The sequence below is a fragment of the Streptomyces sp. NPDC033165 genome, from assembly GCF_055577965.1.
On sequence record NZ_JBVIPK010000010.1, the window covers coordinates 119,844 to 141,889 of the forward strand.

At 71.4% G+C, this 22,046-nt stretch carries 10 protein-coding genes; 9 read left to right on the forward strand and 1 reads right to left on the reverse strand.

Annotation, left to right across the window (positions count from 1 at the left end; all coding sequences use genetic code 11):
* Positions 1-83: 83 nt before the first annotated feature.
* Positions 84-533, forward strand: a complete 450-nt coding sequence (locus tag ACZ5WC_RS23430; protein WP_468542620.1) for a copper chaperone PCu(A)C — start codon at positions 84-86, stop codon at positions 531-533.
* A gap of 107 nt (positions 534-640) precedes the next feature.
* On the opposite strand, the gene ACZ5WC_RS23435 is transcribed toward ACZ5WC_RS23430, so the two are convergent.
* Complete coding sequence (locus tag ACZ5WC_RS23435; RefSeq protein ID WP_468542621.1) at positions 641-1,588, reverse strand: methionyl-tRNA formyltransferase; 948 nt, start codon at positions 1,586-1,588, stop codon at positions 641-643.
* A gap of 249 nt (positions 1,589-1,837) precedes the next feature.
* Here ACZ5WC_RS23435 and ACZ5WC_RS23440 point away from each other — a divergent pair, with 249 nt between their 5' ends.
* From ACZ5WC_RS23440 to ACZ5WC_RS23475, 8 genes are all read left to right on the forward strand, one after another.
* The gene (locus ACZ5WC_RS23440; protein ID WP_468542622.1) at positions 1,838-3,205 is read left to right on the forward strand and encodes a lysine N(6)-hydroxylase/L-ornithine N(5)-oxygenase family protein; all 1,368 of its coding nucleotides are present in this window, start codon (positions 1,838-1,840) and stop codon (positions 3,203-3,205) included.
* A gap of 43 nt (positions 3,206-3,248) precedes the next feature.
* Positions 3,249-4,307: a FecCD family ABC transporter permease gene (locus tag ACZ5WC_RS23445; protein ID WP_468542623.1), complete on the forward strand. Its 1,059-nt coding sequence runs from the start codon at positions 3,249-3,251 to the stop codon at positions 4,305-4,307.
* The gene (locus tag ACZ5WC_RS23450; protein WP_468542624.1) at positions 4,304-5,371 is read left to right on the forward strand and encodes a FecCD family ABC transporter permease; all 1,068 of its coding nucleotides are present in this window, start codon (positions 4,304-4,306) and stop codon (positions 5,369-5,371) included. The genes ACZ5WC_RS23445 and ACZ5WC_RS23450 overlap by 4 nt, the downstream gene beginning before the upstream one ends.
* A 38-nt stretch (positions 5,372-5,409) precedes the next feature.
* Complete coding sequence (locus ACZ5WC_RS23455) at positions 5,410-6,261, forward strand: ABC transporter ATP-binding protein (RefSeq protein WP_468542625.1); 852 nt, start codon at positions 5,410-5,412, stop codon at positions 6,259-6,261.
* 196 nt (positions 6,262-6,457) lie between these two features.
* Entirely contained in the window at positions 6,458-7,528 is a 1,071-nt protein-coding gene (locus tag ACZ5WC_RS23460; RefSeq protein WP_468542626.1) for an iron-siderophore ABC transporter substrate-binding protein, read from the forward strand.
* Positions 7,529-7,573: 45 nt separating this feature from the next.
* Entirely contained in the window at positions 7,574-9,361 is a 1,788-nt protein-coding gene (locus tag ACZ5WC_RS23465) for an ABC transporter ATP-binding protein (RefSeq protein WP_468542627.1), read from the forward strand.
* A gap of 57 nt (positions 9,362-9,418) precedes the next feature.
* Complete coding sequence (locus ACZ5WC_RS23470) at positions 9,419-20,317, forward strand: non-ribosomal peptide synthetase (RefSeq protein ID WP_468542628.1); 10,899 nt, start codon at positions 9,419-9,421, stop codon at positions 20,315-20,317.
* A gap of 9 nt (positions 20,318-20,326) precedes the next feature.
* Positions 20,327-22,027 carry an ABC transporter ATP-binding protein gene (locus tag ACZ5WC_RS23475; protein WP_468542629.1) on the forward strand — a complete coding sequence of 567 codons (1,701 nt, stop codon included), beginning with the start codon at positions 20,327-20,329 and terminating at the stop codon, positions 22,025-22,027.
* The last annotated feature ends 19 nt before the right edge of the window (positions 22,028-22,046 follow it).

The window sequence follows — 22,046 nt, forward strand, 5'->3', positions numbered from 1 at the left end:
CATGAAGCCCCTCCATCCGGGCCCCGGCCGCCTCCGTCGTGCACGGGAGGCGGTCGGGACAGGGGGCCGGGACAGGGGCAGTGGTGGCCGCCGCCCTTGCCGCTGTCGGCGGCCTCTCCGCCTGGACCGTCGCCGGATACGCGGGCAGCCCCGCGAGGATCGAGGTGCGGGAGGCCAGGGTCCTGCTGCCGGTGGTGCCCGGGCGGAACACCAACGCCTACTTCCACCTCGCCAACACCGGCGGCGCGCCGGACCGGCTCCGCTCGGTCTCCTCCTGGGCCGCATCGGACCCCGAGCTGACCGTGCATCGTATGAACGCGGCGAACGGGGCCTACCGCGAACGGGCCGGAAGCGTGGAAGTCCCGGCGTACGGGGAGGCGGAGATGTCCCCGCACGGAGCGGCTGTGACCCTTGCCGCCGACGCGACGTGGCGTCCCGGAGACCGCGTCACCTTCACCCTCGACTTCCAGCGGTCCGGTCCCGTCACCGTGGAGGCCGTCGTCAGGCCGGTCACGCCGGGTTCCGTGCCCTGAGCGCGCGCCAGGCGGATCATGGGCATCCGAGTACGGCTGACTGACCGTCAACTCCTTGACTTCCTGCGGTACACGAAGCGGATCACCGGTCGTGTGCCCCGGGTGTGTCAGGGGCGCCCCGTGAGGTACCCGCCCATGGAGGTGAAGTAGTCGGTCGCGGGCAGTTCGCGGCCGTCCTCCGTCCGCACGCGAGTGATGGCGAGGCCGCGGTTGCGGCCGGTGCGGGCATCGGCTCCGGCGACGATGACCACGCCCTCGCCCTCCCGGTAGAAGATGCGGCCGGGTGTACCTCCGTAGTTGTTCCGGGAGACGACGGCGGTGAGGACTTCGAGCCGCTTGCCCTTGTGGTAGGTGAACGCGCTGGGGTACGGGGCGGACTGGGCGCGGATCAGGCGTTCGAGGTCCTCCGCCGGCCAGCTCCAGTCGATGCGGATGTCCTCGGCGGAGCGCTTGTGGAAGAAGGTCGCCCGGGAGCGGTCCTGCGGGGTGAACTCGGTCTGCCCGGAGGCGATGAGGTCGAGGGCGCCGATGGTGACCGGGGCGATGAGGTCGACGGTCCGGTGGAAGAGGTCGGTGGCGGTGTCCGTCGGACCGACCGGGATCGCCTCCTGCCGGACGATGTCACCCGCGTCGAGCTCCTCGTCCATCAGGTGCGCGGTGACGCCGACTTCGCTCTCGCCGTTGATCAGCGCCCAGATCAGCGGCGAGAACCCGGCGTACTTCGGCAGCAGTGAGTCATGGACGTTCAGCGTGCCGTGCCGGGGAAGGCCGAAGATGCGCGGAGGGATCCAGGTCCGCCAGTTGTTGGCCACGATGATGTCCGCGTCCGCCTCCTTGAGGCGCTGGAACAGCTTCTCGTCGTCGGGCCGGTTGCGGATCAGGACCGGCACGCCGTGCTCCTCGGCGAGGTCGGCGACGGAGTCGCTCCAGATCTTCTCGTACGCGTGCTCGCTCTTGGGGTGCGTCACGACCAGCACCACCGTGTGCTCGGATTCGAGGAGGGCTTGCAGGGTGCGGTGCCCCCAGGTCTGGTAACCGAACATGACGACCCGCATGGGGTACCTCCTTGGAGCAGGGATGGACCGCGGCAAGTAAAGCAAGCCTTACCTGGTGCTGCAACAGGGCTTGTTTCAAGCCATAGTTGACGCTCCATCAGCTAATGTCTCGGCCAGTTTGTCCTATCGACAACGCTGCAAAGTGAGCTTAGGCTCACCTAAGTTCACATGGGGCGGCTTCTTCGGCATGCCCATCCTTCGCTTCCCCACCACGCCTGACAGGCGTCCTTCCCGGACGATGGGAGTGACATGTCACAGGTTCTTCCTGGCGACACACCGCTGGTCCACGACCTCATCGGCATCGGCTTCGGCCCGTCCAACGTGGCCATGGCGATCGCGCTCAGCGAGCACAACGCCGGCGTCGACGGGCAGGAGCCGGTCACCGCTCACTTCTTCGAGCAGCAGGCGGGCTTCGGCTGGCACCGCGGCATGCTCATCGACGACGCCACCATGCAGGTGTCCTTCCTCAAGGACCTGGTGACGCTCCGGAACCCGGCCAGCCGGTACAGCTTCCTCTGCTACCTGCAGAGCAGGGGCAGGCTGATCGATTTCATCAACCACAAGAACCTCTTCCCGCTGCGGGTGGAGTTCCACGACTACTTCGAGTGGGCGGCGGCCCAGGTCGAGGATCTGGTCTCCTACGGCCACGAAGTCGTCTCCGTCACGCCGTTCGTCAGCGACGGCGTGGTGGAACACCTCGATGTGACCGTCCGTTCCCGAGAGGGACTTGAGGTGCACCGGGCCCGCAACCTCGTCATCGGCACCGGGCTGCGCCCTCTCATGCCGGACGGCGTCGAGCGCGGGGAGAGGGTCTGGCACAACTCCGACCTGCTGCGGAAGGTCGACGGCCTGGAGGGTGCGTCACCCTCCCGGTTCGTCGTCGTCGGAGCCGGTCAGAGCGCCGCCGAGAACGTCGCCTATCTGCACCGCCGCTTTCCGGACGCGGAGGTCTGCGCGGTGTTCTCCCGATACGGCTACAGCCCCGCCGACGACAGCAGCTTCGCCAACCGGATCTTCGACCCCGCGGCGGTCGACGACTATTTCGCCGCGCCCGAGGACGTCAAGAGCCAACTGATGGCCTACCACGGCAACACCAACTACTCCGTGGTGGACATCGACCTGATCGACGACCTCTACCGGCAGATGTACCGGGAAAAGGTCCTCGGCACCGAACGGCTGCGCTTCCTCAACGTGTCCCGGGTCACCGGAGTGGAAACGGCGGGCGACCGGGTGCGCGCCACGGTGAAGTCCCTGGTGACGGACGAGGAATCCGCCCTGGACGCCGATGTCGTGGTCTTCGCCACCGGCTACAGCCCCGCCGATCCGCTCGCCTTGCTCGGCGAGGTCGCCGGGCGCTGCCTGCGCGACGACGCGGGCCGCGTCCGTGTCGAGCGCGACTACCGGATCGCCACCGACGCCGAACTGCGCTGCGGCATCTACCTCCAGGGCGGTACGGAGCACACGCACGGGATCACGACGTCGTTGCTGTCCAACACCGCCATACGGGTCGGGGAAATCCTGGACTCGCTGCTCGACCGCCGCGTCAAGTCCACCTCCGACGAGTCCCGGCCGGTCGTCGAGGGGGGCGCGGATGCGGCTGAGGCGGCAGCGGGCTGAAGCCCGCGTCCCCGTTCCGATCAAAGGGATATCGTTCGTCGATATGCGCGCGATTGCAGTGGAACGCCCCGCGCCCGCAGGGGCAACGGACCCTCGCAGAAGGCGGGTTGCCGGGCTGGGAGTCCTCGCCGCGACCCTGGTGGCAGCGGTCGCGGTGTCCCTGGCCGTCGGCGCACGCGCGTTGACCCCGGCCGATGTCTGGCACGGGCTGTTCGCGGAACCCGATCCCGACCAGCGGCTCACCGAGATCCGGCTCATCGTGCAGACCGTGCGCCTGCCCCGTACGGTCCTCGCGCTCGTGGCGGGCCTGGCCCTCGGGGTGGGCGGCGCGCTGATCCAGGGATACACGCGCAACCCCATAGCCGACACGGGGCTGTTGGGGGTGAACGCCGGGGCCTCCTTCGCCGTGGTGTCGGTGATCGCCGTGTTCGGGCTCAGCAACCCGTTCCAGTACGTCTGGTTCGCCTTCCTGGGCGCGGCGGTCGCGGGTGTCGTCGTCTTCGGCCTGGCGAGCATCGGCAGGGGCGCGGGCAACCCGCTGACGCTCGCCCTCGCCGGACAGGGCGTCACGGTGTTCCTCGCGGCGATGACCACAGCGGTCGCGCTCTCCGACCAGAAGTCGCTGAACGCGCTGCGGTTCTGGAACGCGGGCTCCGTGGCCGGAGTCGGGTTCGACGTCATCTGGCCGGTGACCGCGTTCATCGCCGCCGGGCTGGGCCTGGCGCTGGTCACCCTGCCCGCCCTCAACCTGCTCAACCTGGGCGACGACGTGGCGCGCGGGCTGGGAGTGAACCTCGCGGCCAGCCGCACCATCGGCATCGTCTCCATCACGCTGCTGGCCGGCGCGGCCACCGCGGCCTGCGGGCCCATCGCCTTCCTCGGGCTCATGGTGGCCCATGTGGCCCGCTATCTGACCGGCCCGGACTACCGCTGGCTGGTGCCGTACGCGGGTCTGCTCGGCGCGGGTGTCCTGCTGGTCTGCGACATCGTGGGCCGTCTGGTGGTGCGGCCCGGCGAGCTGGACGCGGGCGTCGTGGTCGCGCTCCTCGGCGCCCCGTTCTTCGCGGTCCTGGTGTGGCGAGGAAAGTTCAGGAGCGCATGAACGGGACCGAAGTGCAGACGCGGACAGTGGTGGCGCCGGGCGTGCGGCTCGGCCGGGTGTCGTTCTTCTGGCGGCCCTGGCTCGTGTTCCTCACGCTGGTCCTCATGGCGGCGACCTTCCTGGTCTTCTGCCTCTCCATCAGCATCGGGGACTTCCCCGTCGGCCTGTCCCGGGTGATCGCCACCCTCCTGGGCCAGGGCGAACAGGTCGACGAGTTCGTCGTCATGGACCTGAGGATGCCGCGCGCGCTGGCCGGTCTCCTGGTGGGCATCGTGCTGGGCATGTCCGGGGCGATCACCCAGTCCGTGGCGCGCAATCCGCTGGCCAGCCCGGACATCCTGGGGATCACCGGCGGAGCGAGCGCCGTCGCGGTGTTCCTCGTGACGGTGTCGGGCGGGGCCGGCGCGGCGGTCTCCGGGTCGATCGGGCTGTCGGCCGCTGCGCTCCTGGGCGGTCTCGGCACGGGTCTGCTGGTGTACTTCCTCGCGTGGCGGCGCGGGGTCGACGGCTTCCGGCTCATCCTCATCGGCATCTCGGTGACGGCGGTGATGGAGGCGATCAAGAACTGGCTGCTGGTCTCGGCCGACCTCAGGGACGTGGCCCGGGCCCAGGCATGGCTGGTCGGTTCCCTGGACAACCGGTCGTGGGACGAGGTCCGCGTGGCGTTCTGGTGCGCCCTGGTCCTCCTCGTCGTCGTGGCCGCCGCCGCCTTCTCGTTCAAGCCGATGCACCTCGGCGACGAGGTCGCCGCCGGGCTGGGTGTCCGGTATACCCGGGTGCGGGCCGTCCTGCTGCTGTGCGCGGTGCTGCTGGCCGCCGTGGGGGTGAGCGCGGCGGGCCCGGTGCCGTTCGTCGCGCTGGTGGCGCCCCAGGTGGCGATGCGCCTGGCGAAGTGGCCGACGCCGCCCATCATCGCCTCCGGGCTGGTGGGCGCGCTGCTGCTGATCGGCTCGGACCTGGTCGCGCGCGCGGCGCTGCCGATCGGTCTCCCCGTCGGTGTGGTCACCGCCGCGATCGGCGGGCCGTTCCTCGTCTACCTGTTGGTACGGGCGAACGTCAGGTAGATGGTAGTCAGTAAGGCGAACCTCAATAAGGGGGGCTTGTGGCCGCTCAGTTCACCGTCCCGGCCGATGCCGGCGTCAAGGACGTCGCACGGCTGGCAGCCAGGGGCGTCACGGTCGGGTATGGCGGCCGCACCGTCATCGACGGGCTCGACGTGGCGATACCGGCCGGAGTGATCACGACGATCATCGGCCCCAACGGCTGCGGGAAGTCCACCCTGTTGCGCACCCTGACCCGGCTGCTCAAGCCGACCGGCGGCACCGTCCTGCTGGACGGCGAGGACATCGTCAAGCTCCGGACCAAGGACGTGGCCAAGAAGCTCGGCCTGCTGCCGCAGGCGCCGGTCGCGCCGGAGGGGCTGACCGTCGCCGATCTGGTGGCCCGCGGACGCCACCCGCACCAGAGCTGGCTGCGGCAGTGGTCCTCGGACGACGCCGGTGTCGTGGAACGCGCGCTCGCCATGACCGGGGTGTCGGACCTGGCCGACCGCCCCGTCGACTCGCTCTCCGGCGGTCAGCGCCAACGCGTGTGGATCTCGATGGCCCTGGCCCAGGGCACCGATCTGCTGCTGCTGGACGAGCCGACCACCTATCTGGACCTGGCGCACGCCATCGACGTACTCGACCTGGTGGACGATCTGCACGAGTCGGGCCGCACTGTGGTCATGGTGCTGCACGATCTGAATCTGGCCACGCGCTACAGCGACAACCTCGTCGTCATGCGCGCGGGGGCCGTCCTGGCGCAGGGGCACCCGCGGGACGTGATCACCGCCGAACTGCTGCGCGAGGCGTTCGGACTGCACGCCAAGGTGATCGACGACCCGGTGGGGGACCGGCCCCTCATCGTGCCCATCGGCCGCACGCATGTCCGGCTCGACGCACAGCAACCCTGACCCGAACACCTGTGTGTACAACCGTTCTTGACGGAGTGGCAGATGAATCCGTCGGTTCGTGATGCGTTGACCTCGGTCAACTCGTGCTGAGCGATAGGAAGTTGTCTGGTTAGGCTAGGCTGGCCTCACTTTCCGGGATACAGTCTGGCTGCCCTCGGACAGGGCGCAGTGGACAGCGCGAAAGTAGGGATTGCGGATGCTTCTTCATCGAACGACGCCTGTGAAGCCGTGGCGGAAACTGGCCGCGGCGGTGTCCGCTGCGACCCTCGGCGTCGGTCTCCTCGCGGGATGCGGCTCCGACTCGGCGGACGGCAAGGACCGCAAGGGCGGCAAGGACGGCGACAACGCGCCCGCCGCGGCCGACGGCGCGTTCCCGGTCACCGTGGAGCACGCCTTCGGATCCACCGAGGTCGCCAAGGCCCCCGAGCGGGTCGTCACCGTCGGCTACACCGACGACCAGGCGGTCCTGGCGTTCGGCATCAAGCCGGTCGGCATGGTCGATCAGTACCCGAACCCGGTCGGCCAGTCGCCCGACATCAACACGCAGTGGCCCTGGGTGAAGGACAAGTGGGGTGACGCCCGCCCCGAGGTCGTCATGAAGAACGGGGACGCGGGCCCCAACTTCGAGAAGATCGCCTCCCTGCGTCCGGACCTGATCATCGCGGTCTACTCCGAGGTCGACAAGGCCGCCTACGAGAAGCTCTCCAGGATCGCCCCGACCGTGGGCCGCACCAAGGGGGAGAAGGAGCTCTTCAGCGCCCCCTGGCAGGACAACGCGGTGCACATCGCCAAGGCGCTCGGCAAGGAGGAGGAGGGCGCCGAACTGGTGAAGGGCATCCAGGGCAAACTCGACGCGGCCAAGAAGGCCCACCCCGAGTTCGCCGGGCAGAAGGCCGTCGCGCTGTCCTGGTACAAGGACTCGATCTCGGCGTTCACCTCCACCGACGTCCGCGGACGGCTCGTGACCGGTTCCGGATTCACGTACCAGTCCGAGATCGACAAGATCGCCGACGGCGGCTTCTCCGTCGCGCTCTCGCCCGAGCGTGTCGACCTGATCGACGTCGACCGCATCTTCGTCATCAACGACAAGGCGGACACGGAAGCGCTCAAGAAGTTCGAGCTGTTCACGAACCTGCCCGCCGTCAAGAACGGCAAGGTGTCCTACCTCCTGGACAGCGAAGGCCCCGCGGTCGGCGCGGCGATGTCCCAGGGCACCCTGCTCTCCCTGCCCTACGCGATCGACGAGCTCGTCGCTTCGGTCAAGTAGCGTGACGAACCGACGGCCCCTTCCCCGGCGAGATGTGGTTCCCGAGTGACTGCCACCGACACCCGAGCAACCCCGGTGAACCTGCACACGGCGACTGGCGGCGAGGCCGCCCGCTGGGTGGCCGGGCACTGCCGGCAGGCCCCCTGGCTGACGGCCTCCACCGTGCTCACCACGGTCGCGGGGGCGGCGCTCCAGGTGCTCCCCGTGCTGCTGCTGGGCCGGGTCGTCGACGGGGTGGTCGGGGGTGCGTCGCGGTCGATACTGTTCACGGTCGGGGTGCTGATGGTGGCCGCCGCGCTGCTCGGCGCGGCGGCCACCGCGGCCTCGACCTACCTGATCGGGAGACTCGGAGCCGAACTGCTCGCCCGGCTCCGTGAGGAAGCCGTCCGTGCCGTGCTGGGCATGCCGAGCACCCGCGTCGAACAGGTCGGCCGGGGTGACGTGCTGTCCCGCGTCGGGGACGACGTGGCCGTGCTCTCCAAGGGCATCCGCACGGCCGTCCCCACCGTGTTCTCCGCGGGCGTCCTGGTCGTCATCGCGACCATCGGCATGTTCGGCCTGGACTGGCGCCTCGGCCTGGCCGGAGCCGGGGCGCTGCCCGCGTACGCACTGGCGCTGCGCTGGTACCTGCCCCGGTCCGCCCCCCTCTACCGGCAGCAGAGGACGGCCCAGGCGGACCGCGCCCAGGCCCTCATCAGCGGACTGAACGGGATCGACACGGTACGGGCGTACCGGCTGGAGGGCGACGTCCGCGAGAAGGTCACCAGCGAGTCGTGGCGGGTGCGCAATCTCGGCGTCGAGGTGTTCCGCTTCTTCGGACGGTTCGTCGGCCGCGAGAACCGGGCCGAGTTCATCGGGCTCGTCCTGATCCTGGTCGTGGGGTACGCACTCCTGGAGGGCGACGCCGCCACGCTGGGCGAGGTGTCCGCCGCCCCGCTGATGTTCCACCGCCTGTTCACCCCGCTGGGCGCCATCATGTTCACCTTCGACGAGGCGCAGAAGTCGGGCGCGAGCCTCACCCGCCTGGTCGGGGTGTTCAAGGAGCCCGCCGAGGAGCGGCTGGTGGGCGACAGGTCCGTCCGGCCGGCCGACGTCGCGCCGCATCCGGTCACCGTACAGGGGCTGACCTTCCGCTATCCGGGCGCCGAGGAACCGGTGCTGCGGGAGGTGTCCCTCTCCATTCCCGCGGGCGGATCGCTCGCCCTGGTCGGGGCGACAGGGGCGGGCAAGTCCACCCTGGCCGCGCTCATCGCGGGCATCGGGAGACCCGGGGCCGGATCGGTACGCATCGGCTCGCACGACCTCGCCGACCTGGACGAGGCCGGCGCGCGCGCCCTGGTGAGCATCCTGACCCAGGAGACCCACGTGTTCTCCGGCCCGCTCGGCGACGACCTGCGGCTCGCCGCACCCGAGGCGAGCGACGCCGAACTGCTGGACGCCCTGCGGACGGTGGGCGCCGGAGGGTGGGTCGAGCTGCTGCCCGACGGGCTGGACACCAGGGTCGGCGAGGGCGGCGAGCGCCTGGACGTCACCAAGGTCGCCCAGATCGCCCTGGCCCGGCTGGTCCTGAGCCGGTCACCGGTGGTCGTGCTCGACGAGTCGACCGCCGAGGCGGGCAGCGAGGGCGCCGCGGAGCTGGAACGTGCCGTGCTGGCGGCGTGCTCGGGCCGGACCACGCTGTTCGTGGCCCACCGGCTGACCCAGGCCATGTCGGCGGACCGGATCGCCGTGCTGGACGCGGGACGCGTGGTGGAGGAAGGAACACACAGCGAACTGGTGGCCCTGGGCGGCCCGTACGCGCGACTGTGGCGCGCATGGCGAGAAGGTAGTTAGGTAAGCCTAACGAAGGCTAGGCTAACTCGCATGTCCTGGAAGGGTGCTGAGACTTCGATGACCGAACCGACCGCTCCTTGCGTACTGCTCTCTCCCGCGCGACTGGCCGCCGTACGCAGGCGGATCGGCGACTACAGCGACCGTAGCGTCATCGAGGCGTGCGCCGTAGGACTCGCCTACTGGGCGACCGGCAGCGGCCCGGACGGTATGCGCCTCACGCCTGCCACACCCTTCCCCGACGTCCTCGGACGCGTCGACAACGGCGGCCGCATGGAGGGAGGTTGGGAGATCGACGTGGACAGCCGGAGCATCGCCCTGCCGGCCGGCGTCCATCAGGCCGACGCGCAGCAGGCGCTGGACGACCTCGCCGACTTCCCCGACCGGCCCCTCGGCACCATAGGCCCGTCCGGCCCCGGAGCGAGGATCGAGGCCCTCGCCCGGTGGAACGACACCGGCGCCGACCGGGCCCGCCCGACCATCATGGAGATGTTCCGCGAACAGGCACGCCTGAGGCCGGGAGCCATCGCCGTCGTCGACGAGCACCGCTCCCTGACGTACCGGCAGCTGGCGGAGAAATCAGCCCAGTTGGCCCACCATCTGATCGAGCGCGGCCTCACCTCCGAACAGGCCGTCGGCATCTCGCTGGGCCGCTCCGCCGACATGGTCGTCGGACTCCTCGCCGTACTCCAGGCGCGGGGCGCCTTCGTGCCGCTCGATCCGCAGTGGCCCACCGCCCGCCGGGCCGTCGTCGTCCAGGACGCCCGGGTCGTGCTCCAGCTCAACACCACGGGCAAGGCCGACGCCGGGGAACCGGACGCCGTCGCCGTCGACCTCGGTGACTGGAAGTACGGCGCCCACCCGGTGGACGCGCCCGACACGGCCGTCCCCGGCGCCGCCCTGGCCTACGTGATCTTCACCTCCGGTTCGACCGGACGGCCCAAGGGCGCCATGATCCGCCACGACGCGATCAGCGAGCGCCTCCTGTGGCAGTCCGGTGAGATCCTCCGGTTCGGCCACGACGACGCCTCGCTCTTCAAGGCGCCCCTCTCGTTCGACATCTCCGTCAACGAGATCTTCCTGCCGCTGGTCTCCGGCGCCCGCCTGGTGGTCCTGCGGCCCGGCGGCGAACGCGACCCCCACCACCTGCTGAGCGTCATCTCCGAACAGCGCGTCACCTTCACCTATCTGGTGTCGTCCATGCTGGACGTGCTGCTGGAGATCGCGGGCGACTCCGGCCGACTCGACAGCCTGCGGCACGTCTGGTGCGGCGGCGAGGTGCTCACCCCGGAGCTGTACGAGCGGTTCCGCCGCCGCCTCGACATCCCCCTCTACCACGGCTACGGACCGGCCGAGACGACCATCGGCGTCTCCCACGTCATCTACCGGGGCGCGGCCGAACGCCTGTCGACCTCGATCGGCCGGGCCAACCCCAACACCCAGCTCTACGTCCTCGACGACGAACTGCGCCCCGTCCCGGTCGGCGTCGGCGGCGAACTGTACGTCGGAGGGCTCCTCCTCGGGCGCGGATACGTCGGCGCCCCCGGCCTCACCGCCTCCCGCTTCGTGGCCAACCCCTTCGCCTCGGACGGGTCACGGCTCTACCGCACCGGCGACCTGGCGCGGTACGTCCCGGACGGGTCGCTGGACTTCCTCGGCCGGGCCGACAACCAGGTCAAGATCCGCGGCATGCGCCTGGAGATCGAGGACGTCGAGGCCTCCCTGGCCGAGCACCCCGGGGTACGGCACACCTGCGTCGTCGCGAAGAAGAACACGGCGGGCGGCACCTACCTGGTCGGATACGTCATCCCATCCGCCGGGAACGAGGGCCTGAGCGGTGACGAGGTCAAGGCGTGGGCCGCCGCCGCCATGGTCGACTACATGGTCCCCGCCCACCTCGTGGTGCTGGCCAGGTTCCCGCTCACCGCCAACGGCAAGGTCGACCGGGCCGCCCTGCCGGAGCCCGCGACCGGCGCCGGCACGGTGGTGGCGCCCGCCACCGAGAACGAGCGCCTGGTGTGCGCGGCCGTCGCGGCGGTGCTGCGGAGGGACGAGGTCGGAGTCGACCAGGACTTCTTCCAGCTCGGCGGAGACAGCATCCTGGCGATCTCCCTGCTGAGCGCCCTGCGGGACGTGGGCCTCCATGTGACGGCACGCCAGATCTTCACCAACACCGTCATCGGGGCACTGGCGGCGGTGGCGAGCCGTGAGGACGTCACCGCCGTGGACCACGGTGACGTGGCCACCGGCCCGGTCACGGGATCGCCCATCGTGCAGTGGCTCGGCGAGACCACGGACGCGATCGACGGCTTCGTCCAGTCGGTCGTCCTGAACACCCCGGCCGCCCTCACCGCCGACGCGCTCGACCACATCCTCGCCGCCGTGCTCGCCCGGCACGACATGCTGCGCGCCCGGCTGGTGCGCGGCGACGGCTGGGGCTTCGCCATCCCGCAGCCCGGCCAGGGCGCCACCGGGTGGCAGGAGAGCGACGCCCCGCTGGAGCAGTGCGTCGCGCTCGCCACCGACGGGCTCGACCCGGCGGGCGGGGTGATGCTGCGCGCCGTCTGGCGCCGCGAGGCCCGGCAGCTGGTCCTGGTGGCCCACCACGTCGTGATCGACGGCGTGTCCTGGCGCATCCTGATGGACGATCTGGCCACGGCCTGGCGTCAGTGGGCCTCCGGAACCCCCGTCGACCTGCCGCCCGTCGGCACCTCGTTCCGCCGCTGGACCCAGCTGCTGGCCCGCGCCCCCTTCGACGCGGACCGTAGGCACTACGAGACCCCGCTGCCCGCGCCGGACGCGCCGCTCGGCAGGCGGGCCCTGGCCGAGACCGACACCGTGGCCCGCGAGCGGACCCGGACCGTCTCCGTCGGGCCCGAGCACACGGCCGCGCTGCTCGGCGAGGTCCCCGCGAAGTTCCACGCGGGCGCCAACGACGTCCTGCTCACCGCCCTCGCCGTCGCCCTGGCCCGCTGGCGCCGCGACCACGGGCAGGACCAGACGTTCGCCCACATCGAGCTGGAGGGCCACGGCCGAGAAGGGCGCTTCGTCGCGGAGGCGGCGGGATTCGAACCCGAACTGTCGCGTACGGTCGGCTGGTTCACCACCCTCTTCCCGGTCACCGTGGACCCCGGCACGGCCACCGACCTCACCGCACCCGCCTACCTCGCCACCGCCCTCAAGGCGGTCAAGGAGGACCTCGCCCGCACCCCGTCCGGCGGCCTCTCCTACGGCGCCCTGCGCTATCTGTCCGGAGCGGGCCTGACCGGACCGGCCCCCCAGGTCCTCTTCAACTACCTGGGCCGCTACGACGCGGGAGCCTGCGGTGACTGGCAGCTCGCGGGCACCACAGGGCAGTTGGGAGAAAAGCGCGACCCGGACATGCGCCTGCCGCGCGCCCTGGAGTTCAACGCGATCGCCGAGCCCGGCCCGAACGGCCACTACGCACTGGTCACCACCATCTCCTGGCCCGAAGGCGTCTTCACCGACGACGACATCGACACCCTCGCCGACTACTTCCGCTCGGCCCTCACCGCACTCGCCACCCTCGAAACGGGCGGTCACACGCCCAGCGACTTCCCGCTGGTGCCGCTCACCCAGGCCGACGTGGACGAGCTCGACGGACCGGCCCTGCGCGACATCCTGCCGCTCACCCCGTTGCAGGAAGGCCTCTACTTCCACTCCGTCTTCGACGGCGACACCACGGGCAGCTACGTCGAACAGCAACTCCTCACGCTGGAAGGCGAGGTGGACCCCGAACGGCTCACCGCGGCGGCCACCCGGCTGCTCACGCTCCACCCAGGCCTGGCCGCCCGGTTCACATCCCTCGCCGACGGCCGGGTCGTCTCCGTCGTCGAGAGCGGCATACGGGCGCCCTTCACCACACTGGACCGCCCCTCCATCACCGATGACGAGATCCGCGACCTCGCGGAGCGGGACCGCCGCGCCGGGTTCGACCTCGCCACCGGGCCGCTGATGCGATACACCCTCATCCGCGCCGGCGCGGGCCGCACGGTCCTGGTGCAGACCGTCCACCACATCATCGCCGACGGCTGGTCGGTGCCTCCGATGCTCCGTACGCTGCTGGCCGAATACCACGCGCCCGGGACGGTGTACCCACTCGGCGGCTACCGCGACTACGTGGACTGGCTCGCCCGACGCGACCAGGACGAGAGCGACCGCGTGTGGCGCGAGGAACTCGACGGACTGCCCGGCCCGTCCCTCGTGGCCGAAGGGCACACCCCCTCCGCGCGGTTCGCCGACCTCGCCGCCGAGCCCGCCGAGGACATCGACGCCGCCGCACGGTCGGCCGGGGTGCCCCTCAGCGTGGCCGTCCACAGCGCCTGGGCGGTGACGCTGGGCGGCATCCTGCGCGGCAGGGACGTCGTCTTCGGCTCCACGGTTTCGGGGCGCGACGCGGACGTGCCCGGCATCCGGGACATGGTGGGCCTGTTCATCAACACCGTCCCCGTACGCGTCCGTTGGGAAGCCACCGACACCGCACGGGACCTGCTCGATGCGGTCAAGGCGCACCAGGGCAGGGTGCTGGCCCACCAGCATGTCTCCCTGGCGAGGATCGGTCGGCAGAGCGGCGCGGGCTCCCTCTTCGACACCCTGGTGGTGTTCGACGTGGCGACCGACGTGGACGCCCTGCGCGGACCGGACGACACCCTCGTCATCACCGACATCGTCAACGAGGGGGCCCCGCACTACCCGTTGACGCTGGTGGTCGAGCGAGGAGGCGACGGCCGCCCGCGCTTCAACCTCATCTACGACGGTGAGCTGCTGCGCCGGGAGAGCGCCGAGGCGATCCTGCACACCTTCACCCGGACCCTCGCCGAGGTGCTGGCCGACCCGGACACCCCGGTCGACGAGCCGGCCCCGAAGACCGACAGGACACCGGAACGGCCCGCCCCGGCGACCCTGGGCGCGCTGTTCGACGCCGCGGCACGGCGCGACCCGGCGGCCACCGCCATCACGCAATGCGCCCTCGGCGGCGGTACCCGCTCGCTGACGTACGGAGAACTCGCCGCGCAGAAGGACGCGTTGGCGGAAACCCTGCGCGCGGCCGGAGTCCTCCCCGGCCGACGGGTCGCCGTCGCCGTCCCGCGCTCCCTGGAGCAGGTCGTCGCCCTGATCGCGGTCGCCACCGCCTCAGGCGCGTACGTACCGCTGGACCTCGCCTACCCGGACGAGCGGCTGGAGTACATCCTCGCCGACGCCGCCCCGCAGGTCGTCCTCGTGGACCGCGAACAGCAGGGCCGCTTCACCCGGCTCCTGGAACGGGCGGGCGTGGCGGCCCGCGTCCTCGTCCAGGGCGACCGGCTCCCGGCCGGTGAGGAGACCGCCGCGCCTGAAGCGACCCCGCAGGACCCGGCGTACATCATCTACACCTCCGGCTCGACCGGTCGGCCCAAGGGCGTCGTCGTCCCGCACTCCGCCGTGTCGGCGCTCCTCGCGAACACCCGCCCCGACATGGGCTTCGGACCCGACGACGTGTGGGTCCAGTTCCACTCCTTCTCCTTCGACTTCGCCGTCTGGGAGCTGTGGGGCGCGCTGGCACACGGCGGCGAGCTGCTGGTCCCGGAGTACGCCCTGACCCGCTCCCCGGTCGACTTCCACCGGCTGGTCCGCGAGCGCGGCGTGACCGTACTCAACCAGACCCCGTCCGCCTTCTACCGGTTCATCGAGGCCGACCTGCACGCCGACCGGCCGGTCACGGCGCTGCGCCGGATCATCTTCGGCGGCGAGGCCCTCGACCTCGGGCGGCTGCGCGGCTGGGTCGAACGGCACGGCACCGGCACGCCCGAACTGGTCAACATGTACGGCATCACCGAGACCACCGTCCACGTCACCCACCGGGTGCTCACGGACGACGACTTCGCCCGGGGCACGGACGCCAGCCCCATCGGCGGCCCCATCCCCGGCCTGACCGCTTATCTGCTCGACGACCGGCTCCGCCCGGTGCCGCCGGGCCGGGTGGGAGCCATCTACGTCGCGGGCGACCAGGTCTCCCTGGGGTACCTGGGCCGGCCCGGGCTCACCGCCGGGCGGTTCGTGGCCGACCCGTTCGCGGCCGACGGCTCCCGCATGTACCACACGGGAGACCTCGCCCGGCGGACGCTCGATGGCGAGCTGGAGTTCGCGGGCCGCGCCGACGACCAGGTACAGCTGAAGGGATTCCGGGTCGAGCTCGGCGAAGTGGAGGGAGCCGTACGGGAGTTGGACGGGATCATCGATGTGGCCGTCACCGTGGCGGACAGCGGTGACCACCTCGTCGCCCATGTCGTGGGAGAGGTGCCCGCTGACTGCACCGCCCGGCTCTCCGCCAAGCTGCCCGTACACATGGTCCCGGGCCGGGTGCTGCCGGTCGACGCGCTGCCGCTGACGGTCAACGGAAAGCTCGACCGCAAGGCCCTCGCCGAGCGCGCCGCACAGCAGGAGGTCGGACAGCGGGGGGAGGCCACCGGCGACTCCGCGCTCACCGCCCTGGTCGACATCTTCGCCGCGGCACTGCCCGGCGCCACCGTGGACGCCGACACCGACTTCTTCGCCGCCGGGGGCGACAGCATCGTCGCCATCACCGTGATCAACCGGGCCCGCGCACGTGACCTGCCGATCGCACCCCGGGACGTGTTCCTCCTCAAGACCCCGCGCGCCCTCGCGGACCACCTCGCCACGCGCGCCCCGCAACGCCCCGCACCCGTGCCGCCCCGCTGCGAGGACGGCCCGTTCCCGGCGACACCGATCATCCTGCGTCAACGCGAACTCGGCGGCTCACTCGCCCGGTTCGCCCAGGCCAGGACCCTCGTCGCCGCCGAAGGAACGGGACTCGCGGACGTACGGCGCGCGGCGAACGCCGTCCTGGCCGCGCACCCCGCCCTGCGCCTGCGTCTCCAGGTCGAGCACGGCGTGTGGGCCCTTCGCACCGAACCCGCCCGCGAGGCCGACGTCGTACGGGTGGACACCACCGACGCGACGGCCGCCGCGAACGAGGCCGCCGGACGGCTCGACCCCGAGACCGGAGAGGTCATCGCCTTCTCCTGGCTGGAGCCGAGCCGCACCCTGGTCGTCACCGTGCACCACCTCGCCGTGGACGCCGTCTCCTGGCTCGTCCTCCTCGACGACCTGGCCACCGCCCTCGGCGGCTCCCCGCTGCCGCCGCCGACGACCCCGTACGCCGAGTACGCCGAAGCACTGGCCGCACGGTCGGGGCAGCCGGCCACCGCCCTCGGCCACTGGATCACCACCCTTCAGTCGCCGCCGCTGCTGCCCGCCGTCACGGGGGCGCGCGAGATCACGGCGGTCCTGCCGCCCGAGGCGAGCGACCGGGTGACGCGCACCGCGCCCGGCGCACTCGGCCTCGGCCTCACCGAACTGCTGTGCGGCGCCCTGCGCACCGCGCTGACGCGGATCCAGGCCGCCGCGCCCACCGACCTCGCCGTCGACCTTGAGCGGCACGGCCGGGTCCCGGCCCTGGAGCACCACGACTACTCCCGTACCGTCGGCTGGTTCACCTCCATCGCCCCCGTACGCCTCACGGCCCACACCGACCCGGTCACCGCCGCCCGCGAGGTCGCCGAACGCCAGCCGGACGAGCACGGCCACACCGCCTACGGCCGGCTCCGGTACCTCAACCCGCAGACCGCCCCACTGCTGACCGCCCGCCCGCAGATCCTCTTCAACTACCTCGGCCGGGGCGCCGAATCCAGCGCCCCCCACCTCACCGGCGGGGAGCGGAACAGCCCGTACGCCGTCGAGGTCAACGCCTGGACCGACGAGGCCACCGGAAGCCTGCACGCGTCCTTCACCCTCGCCGACGGCGTACCGGACGCGATCGCCGGACACTGGCTCGCCGCCCTGGAGCAGATCGACCACGCCTCCGTGACGGCCGAGCGCACAGCCCCGGTCACCCCGCTCCAGCGGGGCCTGTTCTTCCAGGCCCAGATGGCGGGCGAGGCCGGGCACTACGTCGCCCAGAGCTACTTCACCTTCGACCGCCGCCTGGACACCGACGCGCTGGCCGACGCCATGGCCTACGTCATCGCGCGACACCCGGTCGTCGGCGCGGGATTCACCACCGACGACGACGGAAACCCGGTCCAGGTCCTGAAGGCGGGCCGCCGGGTCGGCGTCCGGGCGGTCGAGGCGACGACGGACGCCGAGACCGAGGCCCTGCGCACCCGGGACCGCGAGCGAGGCTTCGACCCGGGGGAGCCGCCGCTGATCCGGATCACCGTCGTACGGCGGCCCGACGGCCACGACGACCTGCTGCTCAGCTACCACCTGCTGCTCTGGGACGGCTGGTCCCGCGAGATCCTGCTGCGCGACCTGTTCGACGCGTACGAGGCCGTCGTCGCGGGCGAGCCGTGGGACACGGCCCCCGCCGTGCCGGGCTTCGAGGAGTACGCCCGGGAGCTCGCCGCGAAGGATCCGTCCGAGTCCGAGCGCTTCTGGGCGGAGCACCTCACGGGCCTGCCGGGGCCGACGCTGCTCGCCGGACCGGCCCCGGCCCTGGCCCAGGAGCTGCCGCAGCCGCTCGTGCACACCCTCTCGGCCGAACTGACCGAGCTGCTGCGGGAAGCGGCCCGGGTCCACGGCGTCACCCTGAACTCGGTGCTGACCGGGGCCTTCGGCCTCCTCCTCGGGGCCCGCACCGGCCGCGCCGACGCCGTCTTCGGCGTCACCGTCTCCGGCCGTGAGGGCGAGGGGCACTCCGACATCGTCGGCGTACTCCTCAACACCGTCCCGATGTGGACGCGGGCCCGGCCCGACGACACGGTCGGCGCCTACCTGGCGTCCGTGCAGGCGGCGCGCGTCGCGGCGATGGACCATGAGCACCTGGGGCTCGGAGAGATCCAGCGGGCCAGCGGGCACGACACCCTCTTCGACAACCTGTTCGTGCTCCAGAACTTCCTGGACCCGGACGCCTTCGCCGCGATGAACGCCCGCCACGGCATCACCTCCGTCCGGGCGGAGGACTCCACCCACTACCCGTACACCTGGGTCGTCACGCCGGGAGACCGGCTCACGGTCAAGCTGGAGCACCGTCACGGGGACCCCGGAGCCGCCCGCCGGCTCCTCGACGACTACCTGCGCGTCCTGGAGGACGTGGCGGGGGCGACCGGCCCGATGGGCGCGCTGCCCGGTCCGGCACCGGCCCCCGAGCCCGCCGACCGCACGGACATCGGCACGGACACCGTCGTCGACCGCTTCGACCTCGCGGCCGACCGCGATCCGCAACGGATCGCGCTCGTCGCCGACGGCGCGACCATGACCTTCGCCGAACTCCGGGACCGCAGCCGGGCGGTGGCGGGCGTACTCGCCGGGCGGGGCATCGGCCCGGAGACCACCGTGGGGCTGGCGATCCCGCGCTCCCCCGACTGGATCGCGGCGCTGTTCGCCGTCCTGCGGGTCGGTGCCGCGTACGTGCCGCTGGAACTGGACCACCCCGACGAGCGGATCGCGGCGATCGTCGAGGACGCGCGGCCCGAGGTCATCCTCACCGTGAGCAGCGTGTCGCCCCGGCTGAGCGGCGAACTGATCGAACTGGACCGCCCGTTGCCCGAGGCGGAGCCGTTCGTGACGTTCACGCCCGAGGACCCGGACCGGCTGTGCCACCCCGCGTACACGATCTACACCTCGGGATCGACCGGGAAGCCGAAGGGTGTGGTGACCGCCTACGCCGGGCTCACCAACATGCTGATCAACCATCAGCGCCGGATCTTCGAACCGGTGCTCGCCGACCACGGCCACCGGACCTTCAGGATCGCGCACACCGTGTCGTTCGCGTTCGACATGTCGTGGGAAGAACTGCTGTGGCTCGCCGACGGCCACGAAGTCCACATCTGCGACGAGGAGTTGCGCCGCGACGCACCCCGGCTGGTCGAGTACTGCGGCGAGCACGGCATCGACGTCATCAACGTGACCCCGACCTACGCCCAGCAGCTGGTCGCCGAAGGGCTGCTCGACAACCCCGAACGACGCCCCGCGCTGGTGCTGTTGGGCGGCGAAGCCGTCACCCCGACGCTGTGGCGGCGGCTCGCCGGGACGAAGGGCACGGTCGGCTACAACCTGTACGGGCCCACCGAGTACACCATCAACACCCTCGGCGTCGGCACCTTCGAATGCCAGGACCCGGTGGTCGGCGTGGCCATCGACAACACCGACGTGTACGTCCTCGACCCCTGGCTGCGGCCGCTGCCCGACGGAGTGCCCGGCGAGCTGTACGTGGCGGGCGTCGGCATCGCCCGCGGCTACCTGGGCCAGAGCGCCCAGACCGCGCACCGCTTCGTCGCCTGCCCCTTCGGCGCGCCCGGCGAGCGCATGTACCGCACCGGGGACCTGGTGCTCCGCAGGCCCGACGGGAACATCGCCTACCTGGGCCGCACCGACCAACAGGTCAAGATCCGCGGCCACCGCGTCGAACTGGGCGAGGTCGAGGCCGTGTTCGCGGCCCACCCGGCGGTCCGCTTCGTCGCCGCGGTCGCCCAGCCGGACCCCCAGGTGGACGGGGCTCACCGGCTGGCCGCCTATCTCGTCCTGGCGGACATGGCCGACCTGGCCCGGGTCGCCGCCGAAGTCGGCGCGGGGCTGCCGGACTTCCTGCGCCCCACCCACTACGCACAGGTCGACAGCATCCCCCTCACCGTGAACGGGAAGGCTGACACCAAGGCGCTCCCCGATGCCAGGCCGCTGGGCGCGCTGACCACGGCGCAGGAGCGCGGACCGGAGACCGAAACCGAGAGGGTGGTCTGCGAGTTCTTCGCCGAGGCGCTGGATCTGGACGACGACGAGGTGAGCGCGGTGAGCGACTTCGTGTCCCTCGGCGGACACTCCATGCTGGCGGTGCGGCTGATCGGGCTGCTCCGCCGGGAGTACGGTCCTGTGATCACCATCCGTGATCTGTTCACCCTGCGAACCCCGGAAGCGATGGCCCGCCACCTCGATGAGAACTGACACCCATTGATGAAGACCGACACGCAGCGGCCCCGCCCGGGCGCCGCCATCCTGCGAACCGCCCTGCGCCGCAACATCGGCGCCATGATCGCGGGCACCGTCCTCATGGGCCTGTACCAGGCGGCGGAGACCGCGTTCCCCATCGCGCTCGGCATGATCGTCGAGCACACGATGCAGGACCGCAGCCTCCCCTCGCTCGGAGTGTCGATCGGCGCGCTCGCCGTGATCATCACGACGGTGTCCCTGTCGTGGCGGTTCGGCATGCGGGTGCTGCAGAAGGCCAACACGACCGAGGCGCACCGCTGGCGGGTCCAGGTCGCGGCCTGCGGGCTCCAGCCGGTGGCCAGGGACGTCGACGGACTCAAGTCCGGCGAGATCCTGACCATCGCCACCGAGGACGCCGACCAGACCGCCGACATCATCGAAGTGGTGCCGCTGCTGGTCAGCTCCCTGGTCGCCGTGGTGGTCGCGGCCGTCGCACTGAGCCTGGCCGACCTCCGGCTCGGCCTGCTGGTGGTCGTGGGGACCGTCGCGATCCTGTCGGTCCTGGCCGTGATGTCCAAGCGGATCGGCGCCAGCACCCAGGAGCAGCAGGCCAAGGTGGCACGGGCCGGAGCCAAGGTCGCCGACCTCATCATCGGCCTGCGCCCCCTCCACGGCTTCGGCGGCAACCACGCCGCGTTCGGCTCCTACCGCAAGGTCAGCACCGACGCGAAGCGCCAGGCCGTCACCGTGGCCCGGGTGAACGGCCGGTACGCGGGCACCGCGCTGGCCCTCAACGCGGTCCTCGCCGCGGCGGTCTCCCTGACGGCGGGCTGGCTGGCGTTCGAGGGCCGGATCACCATCGGGGAACTGGTCATGGCCGTGGGCCTCGCGCAGTTCATCATGGAACCGCTGAAGATGTTCTCCGAGATGCCCAAGTACGTGATGATCGCCCGGGCTTCGGCCGAACGGATGGCGCTGGTGCTCTCCGCCCCGCCGGTGGCCACACCGGGCCCAGGCCGCCCGGAGCCGGGCGGAACCCTGGAGGTCGACTGCGTACGGCACGGCACCCTGCGGGAGCTCAAGTTCTCGGTGAATCCAGGCGAGTTCGTGGCGATCGCCGCCTACCAGCCGCGCGCGGCGGCGGACCTCGCCGCCGTCCTCGCGGTGAACACCGCCCCCCACACGTACGGGGGAGTGGTGCGCATCGGCGGCCAGGAGATCGCGGACCTGTCGGTCGAGGCCGTACGCGAGCACATGCTGGTGAACCCGTACGACGGGGAGGTCTTCGCCGGTACCCTCCGGACGAACATCGACCCCTCGGGCACCAGCCGGACGATCGAGGAGGCCGTCGAGGCGTCCATGCTCACCGATGTCGTCGCCCTTCACCGCGAGGGCCTGGACTACGCGGTCCGCGACCGAGGGGCGAATCTCTCCGGAGGCCAGCGGCAACGCCTGTCACTGGCCCGCGCGTTGGCCGCCGACACAGAGGTGCTGGTCCTGCACGACCCGACGACGGCCGTCGACGCGGTCACCGAGCAGCTCATCGCGCGCAACATCGCGAAACTGCGCCGAGGCCGTACGACGGTGGTGATCACCAGCAGCCCGCCGCTCCTGGACGCGGCGGACCGTGTCCTGGTCCTCGACGAGGGAGTGATCACCGCCGAGGACACGCACCGCAACCTGCTGGCGCGGGACGAGGCGTACTGCCTGGCCGTGGCGAGGTGAACCGAGGGGTTCCCGCCCC

What these genes read in the sequence shown, in the direction of transcription:
- ACZ5WC_RS23475 (WP_468542629.1), top strand. Translation starts at nt 20,327, where the DNA reads ATGAAGACCGACACGCAGCGGCCCCGCCCGGGCGCCGCCATCCTGCGA.
- ACZ5WC_RS23470 (WP_468542628.1), top strand. Translation starts at nt 9,419, where the DNA reads ATGACCGAACCGACCGCTCCTTGCGTACTGCTCTCTCCCGCGCGACTG.
- ACZ5WC_RS23460 (WP_468542626.1), top strand. Translation starts at nt 6,458, where the DNA reads ATGCTTCTTCATCGAACGACGCCTGTGAAGCCGTGGCGGAAACTGGCC.
- ACZ5WC_RS23435 (WP_468542621.1), bottom strand. Translation starts at nt 1,588, where the DNA reads ATGCGGGTCGTCATGTTCGGTTACCAGACCTGGGGGCACCGCACCCTG.
- ACZ5WC_RS23445 (WP_468542623.1), top strand. Translation starts at nt 3,249, where the DNA reads ATGCGCGCGATTGCAGTGGAACGCCCCGCGCCCGCAGGGGCAACGGAC.
- ACZ5WC_RS23440 (WP_468542622.1), top strand. Translation starts at nt 1,838, where the DNA reads ATGTCACAGGTTCTTCCTGGCGACACACCGCTGGTCCACGACCTCATC.
- ACZ5WC_RS23450 (WP_468542624.1), top strand. Translation starts at nt 4,304, where the DNA reads ATGAACGGGACCGAAGTGCAGACGCGGACAGTGGTGGCGCCGGGCGTG.